The 18,612-nt window shown below is 25.8% G+C and carries 14 protein-coding genes and 1 pseudogene; 13 read left to right on the top strand and 2 right to left on the bottom strand.

Going from position 1 to position 18,612, the window contains the following annotated elements:
- Window positions 1-3 precede the first annotated feature (3 nt).
- The 6 genes from BUA77_RS00715 (at window position 4) to BUA77_RS00695 (ending at window position 9,363) form a co-directional block, all read left to right on the top strand.
- On the top strand, window positions 4-3,156 hold the full coding sequence (locus BUA77_RS00715; protein ID WP_072886495.1) for a type I restriction endonuclease subunit R: 3,153 nt from the start codon (window positions 4-6) through the stop codon (window positions 3,154-3,156).
- Window positions 3,157-3,171: 15 nt separating this feature from the next.
- Window positions 3,172-3,894, top strand: coding sequence for a M48 family metallopeptidase (locus BUA77_RS00710; RefSeq protein WP_072886494.1), 723 nt, complete (start codon window positions 3,172-3,174; stop codon window positions 3,892-3,894).
- 330 nt (window positions 3,895-4,224) lie between these two features.
- Window positions 4,225-4,440, top strand: a complete 216-nt coding sequence (locus BUA77_RS14775) for an exodeoxyribonuclease X C-terminal domain-containing protein (protein ID WP_408645623.1) — start codon at window positions 4,225-4,227, stop codon at window positions 4,438-4,440.
- A 736-nt stretch (window positions 4,441-5,176) separates the two neighbouring features.
- Window positions 5,177-6,796: a potassium channel family protein gene (locus BUA77_RS00705; protein ID WP_072886493.1), complete on the top strand. Its 1,620-nt coding sequence runs from the start codon at window positions 5,177-5,179 to the stop codon at window positions 6,794-6,796.
- 363 nt (window positions 6,797-7,159) lie between these two features.
- Window positions 7,160-8,056, top strand: a complete 897-nt coding sequence (locus BUA77_RS00700) for a hypothetical protein (protein WP_072886492.1) — start codon at window positions 7,160-7,162, stop codon at window positions 8,054-8,056.
- 17 nt (window positions 8,057-8,073) lie between these two features.
- Window positions 8,074-9,363, top strand: coding sequence for a hypothetical protein (locus BUA77_RS00695; protein ID WP_072886491.1), 1,290 nt, complete (start codon window positions 8,074-8,076; stop codon window positions 9,361-9,363).
- 454 nt (window positions 9,364-9,817) lie between these two features.
- On the opposite strand, the pseudogene BUA77_RS00690 reads toward BUA77_RS00695, so the two are convergent.
- Window positions 9,818-10,441, bottom strand: a pseudogene (locus BUA77_RS00690) (transposase); the annotation flags it as partial.
- Window positions 10,442-10,683: 242 nt separating this feature from the next.
- Between BUA77_RS00690 and BUA77_RS00685 the strand changes: the two are divergent.
- The 7 genes from BUA77_RS00685 (at window position 10,684) to BUA77_RS00655 (ending at window position 16,917) form a co-directional block, all read left to right on the top strand.
- Window positions 10,684-10,989 (top strand): glycosyl transferase, encoded by a 306-nt coding sequence (locus BUA77_RS00685; RefSeq protein ID WP_242939059.1) that lies wholly within the window; start codon window positions 10,684-10,686, stop codon window positions 10,987-10,989.
- A gap of 585 nt (window positions 10,990-11,574) precedes the next feature.
- A complete protein-coding gene (locus BUA77_RS00680) occupies window positions 11,575-12,045 on the top strand; it encodes a Cache 3/Cache 2 fusion domain-containing protein (RefSeq protein ID WP_072886489.1) in 471 nt (156 codons plus the stop codon).
- 118 nt (window positions 12,046-12,163) lie between these two features.
- Window positions 12,164-13,255 (top strand): methyl-accepting chemotaxis protein, encoded by a 1,092-nt coding sequence (locus tag BUA77_RS00675; RefSeq protein WP_072886488.1) that lies wholly within the window; start codon window positions 12,164-12,166, stop codon window positions 13,253-13,255.
- Between the two features lie 139 nt (window positions 13,256-13,394).
- The gene (gene trxA / locus BUA77_RS00670) at window positions 13,395-13,712 is read left to right on the top strand and encodes a thioredoxin (protein ID WP_072886487.1); all 318 of its coding nucleotides are present in this window, start codon (window positions 13,395-13,397) and stop codon (window positions 13,710-13,712) included.
- A gap of 14 nt (window positions 13,713-13,726) precedes the next feature.
- Complete coding sequence (locus tag BUA77_RS00665) at window positions 13,727-14,578, top strand: NAD(P)/FAD-dependent oxidoreductase (protein ID WP_072886486.1); 852 nt, start codon at window positions 13,727-13,729, stop codon at window positions 14,576-14,578.
- 331 nt (window positions 14,579-14,909) lie between these two features.
- A complete protein-coding gene (locus BUA77_RS00660; protein ID WP_072886485.1) occupies window positions 14,910-16,190 on the top strand; it encodes a hypothetical protein in 1,281 nt (426 codons plus the stop codon).
- Window positions 16,191-16,203: 13 nt separating this feature from the next.
- Complete coding sequence (locus tag BUA77_RS00655; RefSeq protein WP_072886484.1) at window positions 16,204-16,917, top strand: DUF6320 domain-containing protein; 714 nt, start codon at window positions 16,204-16,206, stop codon at window positions 16,915-16,917.
- 385 nt (window positions 16,918-17,302) lie between these two features.
- Here the strand turns inward: BUA77_RS00655 and BUA77_RS00650 are convergent, their stop codons facing one another.
- Window positions 17,303-18,535: an aminopeptidase gene (locus BUA77_RS00650; RefSeq protein WP_072886483.1), complete on the bottom strand. Its 1,233-nt coding sequence runs from the start codon at window positions 18,533-18,535 to the stop codon at window positions 17,303-17,305.
- Window positions 18,536-18,612 lie beyond the last annotated feature (77 nt).

Genomic DNA, 18,612 nt, shown 5'->3' with positions numbered 1-18,612 from the left:
ACAATGCCAAGGGCGAGAGATTATGATGAAAGAAATATATCACAAATACCAGCAATTCAACTATTAAAGGGGCTTGGATATAAATATATAGAAAGTGAAAAAGCTGAAAAGCTTAGAGGAAATTTATATAACGTAATTTTAAAAGATATATTAAAAGAAAAACTTAATGAGCTTAACTCATATGAATACAAAAAAAATATATATAAATTTAGTCAAAAAAATATAAATCAAGCAATACTAGATATAGATGAACCATTAACAGATGGATTAGTTAAAACTAATGAAAAAATATATGAAACTTTAATGCTTGGGAAAAGTTATCAAGAAGATCTTCCAGATGGAAAAAAACAATCATTTAATATTAGGTATATAGATTGGGAAGAACCATATAACAATGTATTTCATGTTGTAGAAGAATTTTCAGTTGAAAAAGAAGACGGACAATCATCTGCAAGACCAGATATAGTACTGTTTGTAAATGGTATACCTTTTGCAGTAATTGAATGTAAAAAAGCATCTATATCAATGGAGCAAGGTATTAGTCAAATGATTAGAAATCAGGGAAAAGACTATATACCTCAGCTTTTTAAATTTATTCAAATAGTAATGTCTACAAATAAAAATGAAACAAAATACGCAACATGTGCTACACCTAAGAAATTTTGGAGTGTTTGGAAAGAAGAAAATGAAGGTTGGCTAAATGAAAAAATTGAAAAAATAGTAAATGATAGAATACCAACAATCCAAGACAAAAATATTGTATCTTTATTTCATCCAGAAAGACTTTTAGAACTTACAAAATTTTTCGTAATATATGATAAAGATGTAAAGAAAGTTACAAGGTATCAGCAGTACTTTGCAATAAAAGAAATTATCAAAACTATTGAAGAAAATGATAAAAATGGAAATAGACAATCAGGAGTAATATGGCATACACAAGGATCAGGAAAGTCTCTAACAATGGTAATGCTTGCAAAATATATTTTGTCACAGCTTAAAGAATGTCATCCAAAGGTAATAGTTGTTACAGACAGAGTAGAGCTAGACAAGCAAATACACAAAACGTTTAACCATACAAGACTTTGCGCAAATAGAGCAACATCTGGAAAACATTTAATAGAGCTTATTGATAGTAATAGTGCAGATATTATAACTACTTTAGTTCATAAATTTGATAAAGCTGCTAATAATCAAGATCCTGTTAAATCAAGAGATATTTTTGTTCTTGTAGATGAAAGCCATAGAACTCAATATGGAGAGCTTCATATAAAGATGAAAAAAGTATTTCCTAATGCATGTTATTTAGGTTTTACTGGAACTCCACTTATGAAAAATGAAAAAAATACAATGATTAAATTTGGAAAACTAATTCATAAATACACTATTGCAGATGGTGTTAAAGATAAAGCAATTCTTCCACTTTTGTATGAAGGAAAAATGGTTGAACAAACTGTAAATAGAAAAGCTATAGATAATCGTCTTGAAATGATAACAAGAAATCTAAATGATAAGCAAAAAGATGAAGTAATGAAAAAATGGAGTAAATTTGAAAAAATAGCTTCATCAGATCAAAGGATAAGTATGATAGCCTTTGATATTAATGAGCATTTTATGAGAAATTATAAAACACAAGGCTCACAATTTAAAGCAATGCTTGCAACTAATAGTAAAACTGAAGCTATTAGATATTTTGAAGCATTTGAAGATTTAGGAGACTTAAATTGTGCAGTTGTAATATCTCCACCAGACCAAAGAGAAGGTTATGAAGCTGTTGATCAAAAGTCAAAGGATAAAGTTAAACAGTTTTGGGATAAAATGATGAAGAAATATGGTAATGAAGAGAGTTATGAAGATTCTATAAAGGATGAGTTTATAAATGGAGATGAATTAGATTTTCTTATTGTAGTAGACAAACTTTTAACTGGCTTTGATGCTCCTAGAGCTACTGTTTTATATGTAGATAAGCCTATGAAAGAACATACATTACTTCAAGCAATAGCTCGTGTTAATAGATTGTATGAAGGTAAGGATTATGGCTTTATAATAGATTATCGTGGACTTTTAGATAAATTGGATAAAGCCATGGATATGTATTCAGGAGCTGGACTTGAAAACTTTGATCCAAAAGATTTAAAAGGAGCACTTAGAGATGTAATTAGTATTATTGGTACTTTAAGACATTATCATACAGAACTTGTAAACATGTTTGCTAAAATAAAAAATAAAGATGATGTAGAAGAATATGAAGTATTTTTAGCTAATGAAGAACTAAGAGAAGAATTTTATAGTCTACTTAGTAATTTTAGTAAAAATTTAGGTATTGCTCTTGAGTCAGAACAAGTTTATAATGCATTAAGTCAAGATGAACTTAATAAATATAAGAAAGATTTAAAATTCTATCAAGAGCTTAGAAAAAGTATAAAGCTTAGATATTCAGATACAATTGATTATAAAGAATATGAAGCAAAGATGCAAAAGCTAATGGATAATTATATATCTGCTGAAGAGGTAATTCGTATAACTAATCCAGTTGATATATTAGACGAAAAAGGATTTGAAGAAGAACTTGCAAGACTTAATACTAAAAGAGCACAAGCAGATGCAATAAGAACTAGAATTTCAAAAAGAATTAATGCTAAATGGGATGAAAACCCTGCGTATTATAAAAAGTTTTCACAAAGGATAGAAGAAACTCTACAAGAGTATAAAGATAAGAGGATTTCTGAAGCTGAATATCTACAAAGAATGAATGATATAATGAATGACTTTAGAAATGGACCATCTAAAGAAAATTATCCTAAAAATATAAAAAACAATCCTCATGCTCAAGCATTCTACGGTGTAATTAAGGAAATACTATGTGAAAGCACAGGTTTTGTTGTACAAGATGAAGAAGCTACATATATGTCTCCTGAGAATGATAGTTTAATTTTGACAGATGAAGAGATAGGATATATAGCTAATGAAGTTGACAAAATAATAAATGAATATAGTAAGGTAGATTGGCATGACAATACACAGGTTCACAACCGTATAGCACAAGAAATAGACGATTTTTTATATGACTACTCTAAGGAAAAGGACATTGAAATTGATTTTGAAGATATAGATAAAATTATAGAGAATGTTAAAACCATAGCCCTTAGAAGATATTAAGGTGGTAATTGATATATGGAAAAATACTCAATAACCTATAATGAAAAGGTTATAGAATTTGAACTTCATAGAAAAAAAGTTAAAAATATAAATTTAAATATAAAACCAGATATGACTATAATGATATCTGCTAATGAAAAAGTACCTATTGATTTTATTTTAAACTTCGTAAAAGAAAAAGCGCCATGGGTACTAAAAAATGTTGATTATTTTAAAGATGTTCAACCAGAAAGAAGAAGAAAAATAGAATTTGTAAGTGGAGAATCAATTAAGTATCTTGGAAAACAATATAGGCTTAAAATAGTTGAATCTAATGAAGAATATGTAAAATATTTTAGAGGATATATATACATTTATGTAAAGGATAAATCAAATGAAAAAAGAAAAGAACAACTATTTGATAAATGGTTAAGAAAAAAAGCAAACTTAGTTTTTAATGAATGTCTGAATAAAGTTTATCCTATCATAGAAAAATATAATGTTAAAAAGCCTGAAATAATGATTAGAACAATGAAGGCAAGATGGGGTTCTTGTGTAGAAGATAAAAATATTATTCTTCTTAACTTTGAACTTATAAAAGCACCAAAATATTGTATTGAATATGTAATTCTTCATGAATTAATTCATTTTTTACATAGAAACCACAACAGCAAATTTTATAACTTCATAAGCGTTCTTATGCCTGATTGGAAAAATAGAAAAGAAATTCTTGATGAAGATGTTGTAAGAGATTTATAACTAAATATTTAAAAACATAAAACTTATATTAAAGTATTTTTTAGAATAGGTATTAATATTTTATATATTTATCACAGGAATAAAATAAGTAATATAGAACTTTAAAATAATAAGGAAGAAATATTAATAAGGGGATTTAAAATAAATAAGATAAATAATAAAGGGCTAAATATAAAAAAACAGGGGGAGATGTCATGATATGATTAGAACAAAACGTAATAGAAAGTATAACAACTTACTTAAAAGATGATCTTGGATATAATTTTTTCCATGGTAAATAACTTACACCAGAATATGGTGAAAGAGAATCAATGGATGAAGTAATACTTCATAAAAGACTTTATAAAGATAATTGAAATTATAGAAAAAGAAAATATAGAAAGGAACAAAGAGATAATAGAGACAGTACCTGATATAATTATTCCATTCGGAAAATACAAAGGAAAAAGCTTTAAAGAAATTATAGAAGATAAAAAGTATATAGAATACTTATATAAAAATACTAAAAATCCAAATATAAAAAATGCTAGTCAAAAAGTACTTTAAATATATAAGGCCTAGAGAAAAAACTCTAGGCTTTAACTATGCTTTCATATATATTCTTCTTTCTAAAAATAGGTTCAGATAAAAACAAAATCCAACTGGACATATATTAATAAACTAAAAATAGCAGCCAAAAAAGGCTACACTTTATGAATAACCCTTGTATTTGCTGATTTTATCTGATGTAGTGGAGATTATGTAAAGAAATTTTTGACCCTACTATTTGTCCCTAAAGAAAAAAATTTGTTTGAATAATCGGAGCGAAGGCAGATGACACTATTAGGCGAGGGATATTCAGAAAACTTTATATAATGAATAAAATAAATGTTGGATTGCGGCAACAGACCAATAGATGCGTTAGCTATATTTATAATGTTACTTAATATTTGTACAATGAAAATTTTATATAATGACGATACTGGCTAGTGTTAAGCTGAGTAACCAAAAGGTTAGGAGATGCTTAAGACTAGCCATGGCATATAGCAGTATATTTTCATAAATCAAAGACTAGGCTAATTTTAGGGTGAGTAGCCAAAGGCTAGGAAATGCCTAATATTAGCCAGATTGAGATAGTGATTTTATTTATGAAGAATATATTTGAGGTTTTTATTTTATTGCCATGGCAAATGAAGTTAGAAATTTTTACATAGTGCTATGAATTTCCAAAAAAGTACTTTTGAAAATGTTTTTTTTCATATATCATATACATATATGTTTTACAAGTATTAGGAGGCAAACTATGTATTTAGCTAAAGAAAAACACATATATAAATACAGTGATATAGACAAAAATTTAATAAATTCTAAAGAGTTATTGAATGAAGATTTTATTTATATAGAATCTAATAAAGAAGATGAAAATATTAAATTTAAATATTATATCTTGAGAAATAAAGAAGAAGTTAATGAATTTTTACAAAAGTATGGTGGTACAAATAAAACGTGCAATAAAAATATTGGAGCTATAATAACATCTGATTATATAATAGATGAATCAAATGCGTTTATAACTTCTCACTTGAAAATTTGTAACTTAATATTTCTTGAAGATTTCATTTTAAAAAAAAGTATTTATGTAGATATTTTTGAGAATGAGTATTATGTAGGATTTAGAAATTGTATATTTAATGACATAAGTTTTTATAATCTGACTTTTAAAACTGAGTTATATTTTAAAAATTGTATATTTAAAGATACATTGGTATTTAGAAAATGTGAATTTGAATATGGTATTGCTTTTAAAGAATGTGATTTTTGTCTTAAAAAAGATTGTAAATTAGAAAATTATATAAATTTTGATGATTCTAAATTTAAAGATGATGTTACATTTAAAGAATGTATTTTTGAAATTAAGATGTCTTTTAAAAATACTATTTATGAGAAAAAGTTTGAAATAATAGATTCTTTATTTCAAAAAGAACTTGATTTTTATAAGGCTACTTTTCAAAAAGAATTAAATTTTATAAATATTACTCTTAATAGCTTATGTAATTTTACAGAAGCTACGATTAAAAGTTTTTCACGTTTTAAGGATATCAAATTAAATGATAACTCAATACTAAATTTTTCAAACTCAAATTTTTATGAATGGGTTGATTTAAAGCTTGATTATGAGGAAAAAGTAAAAGGTAAAATTATATTTTATAGAACAAATTTTCATGGAAAATGTTATTTAGATTATGAAATGTTAGAAAAAGATAAGTTTAAGGTTTTTATATTAGATAAAGATATAAACATATATGAATCATATTTAAAAAATAATATTGATTCATTAAATAAAGCTAATAAATGGACTTTATTTTATGCAAGTCAAATATATAAGGAAAATGGAAAATTAGAACCGTATTTATGTACTTATTATTTATATAAAAAATATGAGAGATTAGAAAAAAGAGAATTAGTAAAAAATATGTCTTTTTCTAAAGAAAAGTTTTTCAAACAAGTTGATCTAATTATGAGTTGTATTATTGAAAAAACAACAAAGTATTTTACTAGTTGGAAAAGAAACCTTATAAGTATAGGTTTAGTAATTCTTTGTTCTTTTTTTATATATTGTTTATTTCCAAATCATTTAGAATATAATGAAAGTGCTATTGCAAGTAAAAATACTTTTTCATTACTATATGACTATTATGAAAAAAATCAATTGAATTTATTATTTAGTAAGTTTCTAGAAAAAAATACATGGTGTAAACTCGGTAATATTTTGTATTTTTCAATTATAACTTTTACAACTATAGGATATGGAGATATATCACCTCAATATATAATTAAACTTATTGCCGGTTTTGAAGGATTAATAGGAATATTTCTTTCATCAGCATTTTTAGTAAGTTTATCTAAAAAATTTCTGGAATAATATAGAATAAAATGTAGTATATGTATAAATTGTGAAAATAAATTAAAGTGTAAATTTTTATTTGTTTTAATAAAAAGGCCATGGCAACAGCTACAGCATAAGGGAATAGAGTGCAAACACAATGCACACTATTCCTATTTATTTTATTAGGATTTTCAAAATTAAATATATTATCTATTGATATTTCTTTTGTATACAATAAATAGGTTCTACATATAGAATTTCTATTTAAAATAATGTAAAATATATTTGTATTATGTAAAAAAAGAAAATATTACCTTGACAAAGTGATTATATTTTTAAGAGTAAATCTTATTTTGTTTTGAACTAATATTTATAATATAAAAAAGGAGGAATTATCATATGAGTGAAATATTTTCAGAAGAAAATCAAGGTCAAGCAAAAAAATCATTGGCTTTGGGAAGTTGGTTGGCAAAACTTCAAAGTGGTTCAGCTATATTAGGGGTGCTGTATGTATTAGTATTTCTTTTTATGATACCTGTTTTTGTTAGCCAAGGATTCAGTTTTGATAGTATGCTTGCAAAGTCAGGAATAATAGTAGTATCTATTGTGATTGTACATTTTTTAGTAAACGGTTTATATTATATGCTTGTAACTATACCTGTTATTTTAGCTGTAATTACTTTTATATTTGGTTGGTTAATATGGTTAGGTACACCATTTTTCTTTTCTGTATTTGACATGTTTTTTAATGCTTTTAATTTAGCTACAGGTCTTTCATCATCTTTTGGAACAGGGAATTTAGTAGAGTTTTTGACTAGATTAGGACAGACTTTTATGGGAATAGGTACAGGAATTTGGTGGATAGCAAAGAAAGTCAAAGAAATTGATTATGCTGCTTTATATATTTATATTGTTATGTTGGGACTTTTAGGGTTAGTAAGTGGCTTTATAAGTTTTGGATTTCCGATTGTATTTTTAATATTATGGGCAACTCTAAGTTATAAAATCCATGAAAATCCTAATGTTGATTCAAATGAACAATTAGCGCTAGTAATGAAAATAGTGGGTTGTTTATCTATGTTAATAGGAACTATGAACAATATTAATATTGCTAATAATACATGGTATGGAGAAAAAAGTTATGGTCTAATTGCATTTTCTGTAATTTCTTTTTTATCAGTATCTTTTGGTATATGCAAGCCTGACAAACTATTAAATGTAGTATCAAAAGATGTAAAAGAACATTTTAAAAAGTTTATAAAAAAAATGGGAGAATTTATATTTTTAAAAATTTAATTAAGTAGGTGGAAAATATGATAAGAAAAAAGAATATCATTGTATCATTTTTATTAGCAATGGTAGCTTTTATACTTGTAGGGTGTAAAACATCTATTCCTAGTGTACAAGAAACAAAACAAGATATGGTTGGGAAGTCTTATTATAATAAATATGGCGAATATAAAATTAGTTCTATTAAAGAAATTCAAACTTTTAATATAACTGAAAAGGAAGTAAACAAACAAGAAAGAAGTTATATAATTTTAGGAGATATAGTATTAAATAAAGAATTTATTAATATTAAAGATAAGATAAGAATTAGTTATAAATATATACCGGAACAAGGATGGAAAATACAGAATATCCAAAGTGTAGATGATAATCTTATCAAATTAAAACTCGAAAAATTGCTTCAAGAAAAAGATATAAAAAAATTACTTGAAGGTTCTTATCTTGAATATAATAATGCAGATAGATATATAACTTGGGGTATTAAAAAGGAAGATGAAATTAAGAAACTAATTATAAAGGATAGAAAAACTAATAAAGAAGAAATGAAAGATGATATTAGTATTGAATTAATTTCTAAAAATGATACAGAGGAATTAAATGCAGATATAAATTTAAAATGTAGTTTTAATGTCTATGAAAATAAATGGAACATAGATAGTATCAAGATGACAAAGGCAGAGAAGAAACTTCTATCAGGTGTTGGGAACAACACTATAAAGAATATGCTTGTATATAAATCTATACCGAATTATATACAAAATATAGAATATGGAGATTCTTGGGATTATTATTGGGATATTGATAATGAAAAAGAAATTAAGAAAATTAATATAATAGAGCAAAATACTGATTTGAATGGATACACTGATAATGTGAAGGCTGAAATAGAATTAGAAAAAGAAAATATAAGAGTTAAAGGAATTATTAATCTTGCTTTTAAGTATGATGAAAGCCATGGCTGGAAGTTGGAAAAAATAGATACACCTAAGCCTTTTAGTTTTACGTTGTTGAAAGATATGACCAATGATATTGATACTATAAAAAAAGATGTTGTAGGAAACAAATTCATGTATCAAGGTGGTTTTTGGGGAAATTATTGGATAATTGAAGAAGGTGAAATACAAAATATACAAATTAATAAAAAAACACCTTTTTATTATGGCAATACTATTGTATTGTTAACTCATTTAGAATTAAAAGGTTCTAGCGAAACAATTTTAGGAGATGTATATATAGAATACAGTTTAAATAGTAAAACTAATACTTGGGAGTTAAAAGGAATTACGAAGGTTAATAATTTTGAGAAAAAGTAATAAATTATAATTTTGGTTTATTTAAATTATATGTATTTTAAGTATAAAGATAAATGTAAAAGTATGTTTTTAAATAATTATTACATAAAAACAAGCTCCTAGAGGATCGATCATTCTAGGAGCTTTAAAATTAGAATATAAAAAAACAAATCCATTTTATTAAACATAAATGAAAGAGATTTAGTGAGATATTAATATGTGCAAAGTAATATAATTTTCAATTTAAAATTCTATAAATAAATATAAAAATAAATTATTAAGGAGGAAAATAGTGATTGAAAAATGTAGAAGAGAGTCTATAAATAAATTTGTGTAAACTTCAAATTTTTAATCAAGAAAAGTGATGATTTTTATTTATATAAGACTAGATTTATTTAATAAAGGCTCTTTGTCAAATAGTGTTGGTAAAGAGAATCACAAAGTTAATTGTTGGCCGTTTAAAACCGAATAGGTTTTAGACGGCTTTTAACTTTAGTAAATCTTGACTTATAAGTATTCTATTCTTGAAATGAAAAAAGCTTTTGTAGCCAAATGAAATCCTTTTTATTACCTTAATTTTATTATTAATTCCTTCGATTAATCCATTTGTATAATCGCATTTAAATGTATTTTTTATATAGTCTTTATACTTTTTAATAGATTTAATAGATGTTTTCATGTAATTAGATATATCTGAATGATTATTGTTAAGAATGCTCTCAAGTAACTGATAATTTTTTGTTTTAACAGCATGTAAAATACTTTGATAAAGGTTGTATGAAGCTTTTAGTTCAGAATTTTGGTCTAGTAAGTAATTAATAATATCTATTTCTCGCATATTCTTCTTAAAACTACGATGAAAACTCATTTTAACATAATCTACTTTAGAGGCATCTTTCAAGAGCAATTTCCAATATTTTTTATATTTATAATAATTCTTATCATCAGAGTTCATAAGTTTTATACGAGTTTTATTAAAAGCTCTATGAAAAAGCTGAATTATATGGAATCTATCTATTACAATTTTAGCTTTTGGAAATAGCTTTTTAACAAGTGTCATATATGGTGAATACATATCCATAACAATTCTTTTAACAGAATAACGAGCTTTTTTTTAGTATCTTAAGAAATATTTTTCAAGAAAATGTAATTTTCTATTTTCAACAATATCTAAAATAGTCCCTTTATCAGCATTACAAAATATAAAAGACATAGCAGCAGCTGCTGACTTAACTGATTTAAATTCATCAACCCATTTTTTTTATATACATAGATAAGTTATAGTTCTATAAGTTATGTGAATACATATATTTATAAAAAAGTATATAGGGGAGGAGAAGTATGTTAGAAAATAAGTTTGATGCAGTTACAGTTAAAAAATATAAAGAAGACCTAAATGATCTTTTCTTTATGATCAATGATTTCTTATACGGAATAGATATGCAAAGAATGGATAAAAGTGATTTAGAAGTTTTAATATCTTCTTTTGCAAAAGTAATTAGACTAACTGGTATGTACAATGATATTATTGAGCAAGTAATTGTAGATAAAGAAATAGTAACAGCTGATCCTCAAAAATACATTAGTTTAAATCTTAATTCGGCAATTATTTTAGTAGAGGGAATATATAGCAAATATAAAGTTTGAAGGGTAAATTTTATTTTGCAGGCTAGCTGATGAAGAAAAAGCACTAAAAGAATGTATTTTATACTTATTTTGCATACCAAATTATAAATTAAATTACAAAAAAATAATATTATACCTAAAAAAGATAGTCGCCAGTAATGGCGGCTTTCGTTGTTAAAAAATGATAACTAAATGATTGCAGAGAGGTTATATAATATTAATATAATGAAGTAAGAATGATTTTATTTAGGGTTTATTATTTGATATTTATAAAATATAGATTATAATTTTAGAAATTCTAGAATTATAATTGAAAATTATCATAATAAGTGGTAAAGTAATTTTGATAAAAAATAAACACACAAGATATAATGAATGGAGGGGGGTGAACTGTTGCAGAATTCTTGATAAACTCTATATTACCTAAACCAAGCAAATGTTAGTGAATACAAGTAGTTGTAATTTGCATATGTAGGATTCGTTGTATCCGAATTTACGCCTTCGGAGTGTTATATTAAACCAAAGTAGCTTAGGCAAAATGGGACACTATGAATAGGGAATTAAACAAAATTATAGAGTTTTATAAGGTTTTGGCAACAGGGAAGTTTGAAATCATTAAGAGTTAGAGTTCCATGTATTATAATGTTATTATTTACAGTAACAGTGATAATATTAGGGTATAGTCTACATATTAGTTTGAAAAGTAATATGTCAGAGTTAGTAGAAGAAAGGCTTTATGATCAAGTTACTATGACAAAAGGAATAATAAAAGAACTAAGAGAAAGAAAATATCAAGATGAAGAAATACAGAAGATAATAAGGAAATCAATTTATAGAGATGAAAAGGAGTATCCTGAAAATTTAAAGTATAAAATAGCCGGAAAAGGATTTTTGTATATTTTTGATAATACAGGTAAATTGATAGTACATCCAGCATTTGAAGGGAAAAATATGATAGAGGAAAGCAAAGTATTTAGAGATATATTTGAGAAAAAAGAAGGAATAATAAAATATATTTCACCTAAAACAGGTACATTTAAAATAGCTGCTATTCAGACAATTGAAGATAATGGTTAGGTAATTGTTTCAACAGCCTTTGAAGATTTAATAATTAATAGGAAAGTAAGTAGTGTTATATTTGCTATTATGAGTAAAATAATTCCAATATTAGTAATTTTAGGGGGTGGTCATTTCAGTGATTATTGAAAATATAATAACAAAAGATATTATTAGAATGGATGAAAGCTTAAAATACATAGCAAATGGAGATTTTACAAGAAACAATGATGGGAAAAAAATAATAAGAAGAGATGAAGTTGGAGACTTAGGGAGAGCTTTTGAAGGAATGAAAAAGAACTTCAAAAAATTAGTATTAGATATAAAGGATAATAGTAAGAATGTTAGTGAATCAATAAGAAGACTATTGGATATATATATTGATATTGATAAGAAATCTGAAATAGTAAATGAGTCAGTAAAAGAAATATCAGCAGGTATGCAGGAAATAAATGCAGAAATTGAGGAGATATCTAGCTCTGTTGAGATTGCTTTGACTGAGTCAGAGCACCTTAGAGAAAGTGCAATAAGTACAAAAAAAGAAACTTATAAGATACTTGATAGAGCTAATCGCATGAAGGAAAATGCACAAAAGACTAGAATTGAGACCTATAATATATATGTTAATAGGCAAAAAAGTATGGAACAAGCAATTAAAAAAGGTGAGATTGTTGAGCAAATAAAAGTGATGTCGGATTCTATACAATTAATATCTGAGCAAACAAATCTATTAGCTCTTAATGCGGCAATAGAAGCAGCAAGGGCAGGAGAAAAAGGAAAAGGTTTTGCAGTAGTAGCAGATGAAATAAGAAAACTTGCGGAAGAGTCAACTAACGCAGGAGCGGATATAATAAAGGTGACTGAAGAAGTTAAGACTGCTTTTATGGAACTAACTGAAAATTTAAAAGAAATTCTTGACTTTATAGATACAAAAATAGTAGGTGATTATGAAAAATTTGTTAAAATTGGGGAAGAATATTTGAGGGATGCAAACGTTATGAAAAGCCAGACTGATGAATTTTATAAAGGTGCATCAAATATAATGAATAATATTAATGGTATTGATTCTGCTATCAAATATGTGTCAAAGGATTCAGAATATATAGTAGAAAATTCTGAAAAAGTATCTGCAAATTTTACAGATGCTTTAAACTCAATACGAGAAGTAGCAAGTAATCAAGAGGTGGTATCAGATGATTTAAAGGAAAGTATTAGTAAATTTAAAATATAGAAAAGTATTTAGTGTGTAATAGATTTGAAAAATATATAGATATTTAAATATCTATATATTACGATATTGACATATTGTTAATAAAAGAGTATATTATAGGTATAATAGTAATAATTAAATTAGATTAGGAGGAATTGATATGGTAAAAGTTATAACAACTAGTGATTTTAAAACAGAAGTGGAAAATAATAAAGGAGTAGCTGTAGTTGACTTTTTTGCAGAGTGGTGTGGACCTTGTAAAATGTTAGCTCCAGTATTTGAAAATTTAAGTGAAGAAATGGGTGATAAAGTTAAATTTATGAAAGTAGATATAGACAAAAATATAAATTTAGCTGAAAGATTTCAAATAACTAGTGTTCCTACTATGATAATATTTAAAGATGGAAAAGCAGTAGATGTAATGATGGGATTTAGACCTAAGGAAATGATAAAATCTCAAATAGAAGCTCATTTATAAGAAGGTGGTAATTAATGAGATATGATGTAGCTATAATAGGAAGTGGTCCAGGTGGATTATCAGCTGCAATAAATGCTAAAATAAGAAATAAAAATATAATAGTATTTGGTAATTCAAATTTAAGTGAGAAAGTAGTAAAAGCACCAAAGATTAATAATTATTTAGGATTTTATGATATAAATGGTGAAAATTTAAAAAATATGTTCAAATCTCATATAGATAAAATGGGTATAGAGATTAATGAAGAAAGAGTAAATAATGTCTATGCCATGGGAGATTATTTTTCTATAATGGTAAATGAAAAAATGTATGAAGCAAGTACTGTTATATTAGCTACAGGAGTAGAGTACACAAAACCTATAAAGGGCGAGGAAGAATTTGTAGGTAAAGGCGTAGGATATTGCGCTACTTGCGATGCTTCTTTATATAAAGGAAAAAAAGTTGCTATAGTAGGATATAATAGTGAAGCTGAAGAAGAAGCTAACTTTTTAATGGAAATAGCATCCAAGGTTTATTATATACCTATGTATAAAAATGAGTATGATGTAGATGAGAATATAGAAATTATAAAGGATATACCAATAGAGGTACAAGGAGATACTAAGGCAAATAAATTGGTTTTAAGAAATACTGATTTAGATGTTGATGGAATATTCTTTATAAAAAATAGTATATCACCTAAATATTTAGTTCCAGGACTTGAAGTTGAAGATGGACATATAAAAGTTGATAGAAACATGAAAACTAATATAAATGGATGTTTTGCAGCTGGAGATTGTGTAGGGAAACCATATCAGTATATAAAAGCTGCAGGTGAAGGTCAAGTAGCAGCATTAAATGCAGTTTCATATCTAGATAAAAAATAATATTAGTGGAGAATATAAAGGAGCTGTCTTAAAATGATTAAAAAAATCATTTGAAAAGGTAGCTCCTTTTCTCTTTAAAAATAGAGATTGATTAAATCTCTTTTTTTAATTATTTAATTTTAAAATTTTAAGCTATATCTTTCAAATAAAATGATACACCACTTTTATTTTTATATTAATCAACTATTTAAAATTGAGTTGTTTAAATAAAGATTTTAAATATAGTTATTTTATTAGTTTAAAACTATGTATATAATATTTATATATTAAAATAATAAATATATTCTATTACTAAATATTTAATTTACAACAACCTTGGAGGATAGAAATAATGTCATATAAAAAAAATAATTGGTTTCGTCTTGATAATGCTGGTAAAATGTATCCTTCTATAATGTCTTCAAGAGTAAGTACTTTATTTAGGTTTTCTGCAACATTAACAGAAATAGTTAATCCTAAAATGTTACAGAAAGCTCTTGATAATTTAATGCCAAGATTTCCTTATTTTCAGGTAAACCTTAAATCAGGTTTTTTTTGGTATTACTTTGTGAAAACAGATAGAGTACCTCAAGTTGAAAAAGAAACATTTTACCCATGTATGAGCATGGAAGTAAAAAAGAAAGGTAAATTTCCTTTTAGGGTTTTATATTATAATAAAAAAATATCAGTAGAGTTTTCACACGCTGTAACAGATGGGACGGGTGCATTAATTTTCTTGAAATCACTAATAGTAGAATATTTTAGATTAAAAGGAATCGAGACTAAAGAATGTGAAGGGATTTTAAAATATAATCAAATACCAGATGATGAAGAATATGAAGACGCTTTTAAAAAATATTATAATAAAAAAATTCCAAAACCACGTAAAAGAAATAGAGCATTTCACTTTCCGTTTCCTTTAGAATCTAAAGGTATATATCACATTGTAACTGGAATAATAACTGTTAAAGATATATTATCAAAAGCTAAAGAATTCAACGTTACATTAACAGAATTTCTTTTAGCTATTTATATTCAATCAATTTTAGAAGTTATATATTCGTTACCTCCTAAAAAAAGAAATAAATTAATAAAACCAATAATACTTAATGTTCCTGTAAATTTAAGAAGTATGTATCCATCTAAAACAATGCGTAATTTTTTTATTAGTGTAACTCCTCAAATAGATCCTAGACTTGGAGTTTATAGTTTTGAAGAGATTATAAAGTATGTTCATCATTTGATGCAGGTAGAAATTGACAAAAGATATATAAGTCAGCAAATAACAATGAATGTAAAAAGTGAAATGTCTATTATACTTAGGTTATTTCCATTACCATTAAAAGATTTAATTATGCCTATAGCTTACAATATTATAGCTGAAAGTCGTTATACAAGTGGTCTATCAAATATGGGAAAAGTAACTATGCCAAAAGAAATAGAGAATTATATTGAAAGATTTGAATTTTATCCTCCTCCAAGCCAAGGAAATATAATAAAAGTAGGAGTTATTAGCTATAAGGATAATCTCTATATAACTTTTGGAAAGCTAACAAACAGTAAAGATGTGGAAAAGATTTTTTTTAGAAAAATAAGAAAAATGAATATACCAGTTAAAATCGAAACGAATTAAGGAGTGAAAATGTATGCCTTATTGCTCAAAATGTGGTGTAGAGGTGGATTATAACATAAGAAAATGTCCTTTATGTGATTTTTCTATTCCAGAAATAGAAGAAGAGGAAAAAAAAGATACTGACAGATTTCCTACTCCACAAAACACTTATCCTAGAAAAGTGAAAAAACGAAAAAGAAAGGTATTTATAATAATTTCTGTAATATTATTATCTCTTCTTGGAGTTATGATATTTCAAAATATTTCAACTTTAGGTAGATTAACATGGTCAAAGTATAGTACTATCAGTATAATTGCAAGTTGGATTTATTTATTCTTTTTATTTGGCTTTATACCTAAATTTAGAGTTTCATTAATTGGAATAAGTATTAATACGATTATCTTATTGTATTTTTTAGATATTTTAGATGGAAAACTAGAATGGTTTATATCAATTGGACTTCCTTGTGTTTTTATGTGCACAGTAGCTACAATTATAAATGCTTATCTTTTTAAGAAAACTAGGAAAAAAGGACTTAATATCGTTTCTTATATACTTTTAGCTATAGCTTTTTACTGTATAGGAATAGAAGCTTTCATTTCACTATATACAAAGGAATTTGTAGAATTATATTGGTCTATAATTGTATCCATAATATTGATTCCTTTATCACTATTGTTCCTTTACTTACATTATGGATTGCCTGAAAAATATAAAACTAAACTTAAAAGAAAATTTCATATATAGAACACTCCTTATAACAAGAATTTGAATCATCTAAAACTACAGAGCTAATTAAACTCTTAACAGATTTCATAATGTACCTCCTTGATGATTACTAACTAAAAGCTACTACATTTAGTATATGAACAAAAAAATTAAATGACATTAATACTTAATAAAAAAGTCTTCATTCTGAAGATTTTAAATGTAGACTTTTTTGAAATTTCATGACGAAAATTATATTTATCCACAATTCAAAAGGATTATAATTTCCTATTCATTATAAAAAAATTGCCAACATAAACTTTAAAATCTGTTTTTATGTTGGCAATTCTTTATATATTTTATATAACTCTGATTAATGATGTTTATTTTTCCTGGGAAATATCTAAAAATGGAGAAATATTAGTTAGAATGCCCAGTTTCCATTTTTGAATATTTGAATTTTTTCTCCATTTTTTGTTTCTCCTATTATGTCAAGATCTTTAGAACCTATCATAAAATCTTCATGGATTAAAGAATTATTAGCACCAGCTTTTTCAAGTTCTTCTTCATTCATTTTACTTCCACCTTCTATACAAATAGGATAAGCCATACCTAAAGCTAAATGACAGGATGCATTTTCATCAAATAATGTATTGTAAAAAACTATATTTGAATTTGAAATTGGTGAATTATAAGGTACTAGAGCAACTTCTCCAAGATAGCTTGCTCCATCATCTGTTTCTATTAGTTTTTTTAATGTTTCATATCCTTTTTCTGCTGAAAAATCTATAATTTTACCATCTTTAAAAGTTAAAGTAAAATTATCTATTAAGTTTCCACCGTAGTTAAAAGGCTTTGTATTTTTAACTTTACCATTTACTCCTGTTTTTAGTGGTAGTGTAAATACTTCTTCTGTTGGCATATTGGCAACAAAATAAGTTCCTTTTGCATTATGTTCTCCGCCACCAGCCCATAAATGCTTTTCTGGAAGTTCAATAGTTAAGTCTGTGTCTTTTGAAATAAAGTGAAGCTTTTTAAATTTTTTTTCATTTAAGAAGTTAACTTTTTCATTCATATTCTTTAAGTGTTTATTCCATTCTTCAATAGGATCATTCTTATCAACTCTAACTATTTTAAATATATTTTCCCAAAGTTTTTCAACAGCTTCATCTTCAGGAATATCAGGAAATACTTTTTTTGCCCATCCATTTGTAGGTATTGAAACTATTGACCAAGCAACAGTGCTGTTCATTATATATTCTCTATAGTTTTTTAAAGCAAGAGATCGTGCTTTATTAGCAGCAGCAATTCTATTAGGATCAACATCCTTTAAAAGCTCAGGATTTGATGCTGAAATTGATAGAAATGCTGCACCATTTTTAGCAAGCTCTTCATATCCATAAGCTTTCCACTTAGGAAACTCATTGAATGCTTCTTCTGGTGCATTTAGATACTTTATAAGGTTTAGCTCTTCATCACTCCACTCAACATGTACATTTTTAGCTCCAGCTTTATAGGCACATTTTGCTATAAGTCTTACAAAATCTGCGCATTCTATTGGAGAATTTACAACAAGAGTTTGATTTTCTTGAATGTTAACTCCAACTTTAACTGCAAGTTGTGCGTATTTTTCAAGATTAGCATTAAAGTTATTCATTTTATCACTCCTTTAATTTCTTAATATATTATTAGTTAATTTATTTCAATTATACAGAAATAACTAATAAAGGAAAA

The organism is Tepidibacter formicigenes DSM 15518, from assembly GCF_900142235.1.
Taxonomy (GTDB): domain Bacteria; phylum Bacillota; class Clostridia; order Peptostreptococcales; family Peptostreptococcaceae; genus Tepidibacter; species Tepidibacter formicigenes.
This window is presented reverse-complemented; position numbering and strand designations above follow the sequence as displayed.

What these genes read in the sequence shown, in the direction of transcription:
- BUA77_RS00715 (WP_072886495.1), top strand. Translation starts at nt 4, where the DNA reads ATGCCAAGGGCGAGAGATTATGATGAAAGAAATATATCACAAATACCA.
- BUA77_RS00710 (WP_072886494.1), top strand. Translation starts at nt 3,172, where the DNA reads ATGGAAAAATACTCAATAACCTATAATGAAAAGGTTATAGAATTTGAA.
- BUA77_RS00705 (WP_072886493.1), top strand. Translation starts at nt 5,177, where the DNA reads ATGTATTTAGCTAAAGAAAAACACATATATAAATACAGTGATATAGAC.
- BUA77_RS00700 (WP_072886492.1), top strand. Translation starts at nt 7,160, where the DNA reads ATGAGTGAAATATTTTCAGAAGAAAATCAAGGTCAAGCAAAAAAATCA.
- BUA77_RS00695 (WP_072886491.1), top strand. Translation starts at nt 8,074, where the DNA reads ATGATAAGAAAAAAGAATATCATTGTATCATTTTTATTAGCAATGGTA.
- BUA77_RS00685 (WP_242939059.1), top strand. Translation starts at nt 10,684, where the DNA reads ATGTTAGAAAATAAGTTTGATGCAGTTACAGTTAAAAAATATAAAGAA.
- trxA (WP_072886487.1), top strand. Translation starts at nt 13,395, where the DNA reads ATGGTAAAAGTTATAACAACTAGTGATTTTAAAACAGAAGTGGAAAAT.
- BUA77_RS00665 (WP_072886486.1), top strand. Translation starts at nt 13,727, where the DNA reads ATGAGATATGATGTAGCTATAATAGGAAGTGGTCCAGGTGGATTATCA.
- BUA77_RS00660 (WP_072886485.1), top strand. Translation starts at nt 14,910, where the DNA reads ATGTCATATAAAAAAAATAATTGGTTTCGTCTTGATAATGCTGGTAAA.
- BUA77_RS00655 (WP_072886484.1), top strand. Translation starts at nt 16,204, where the DNA reads ATGCCTTATTGCTCAAAATGTGGTGTAGAGGTGGATTATAACATAAGA.
- BUA77_RS00650 (WP_072886483.1), bottom strand. Translation starts at nt 18,535, where the DNA reads ATGAATAACTTTAATGCTAATCTTGAAAAATACGCACAACTTGCAGTT.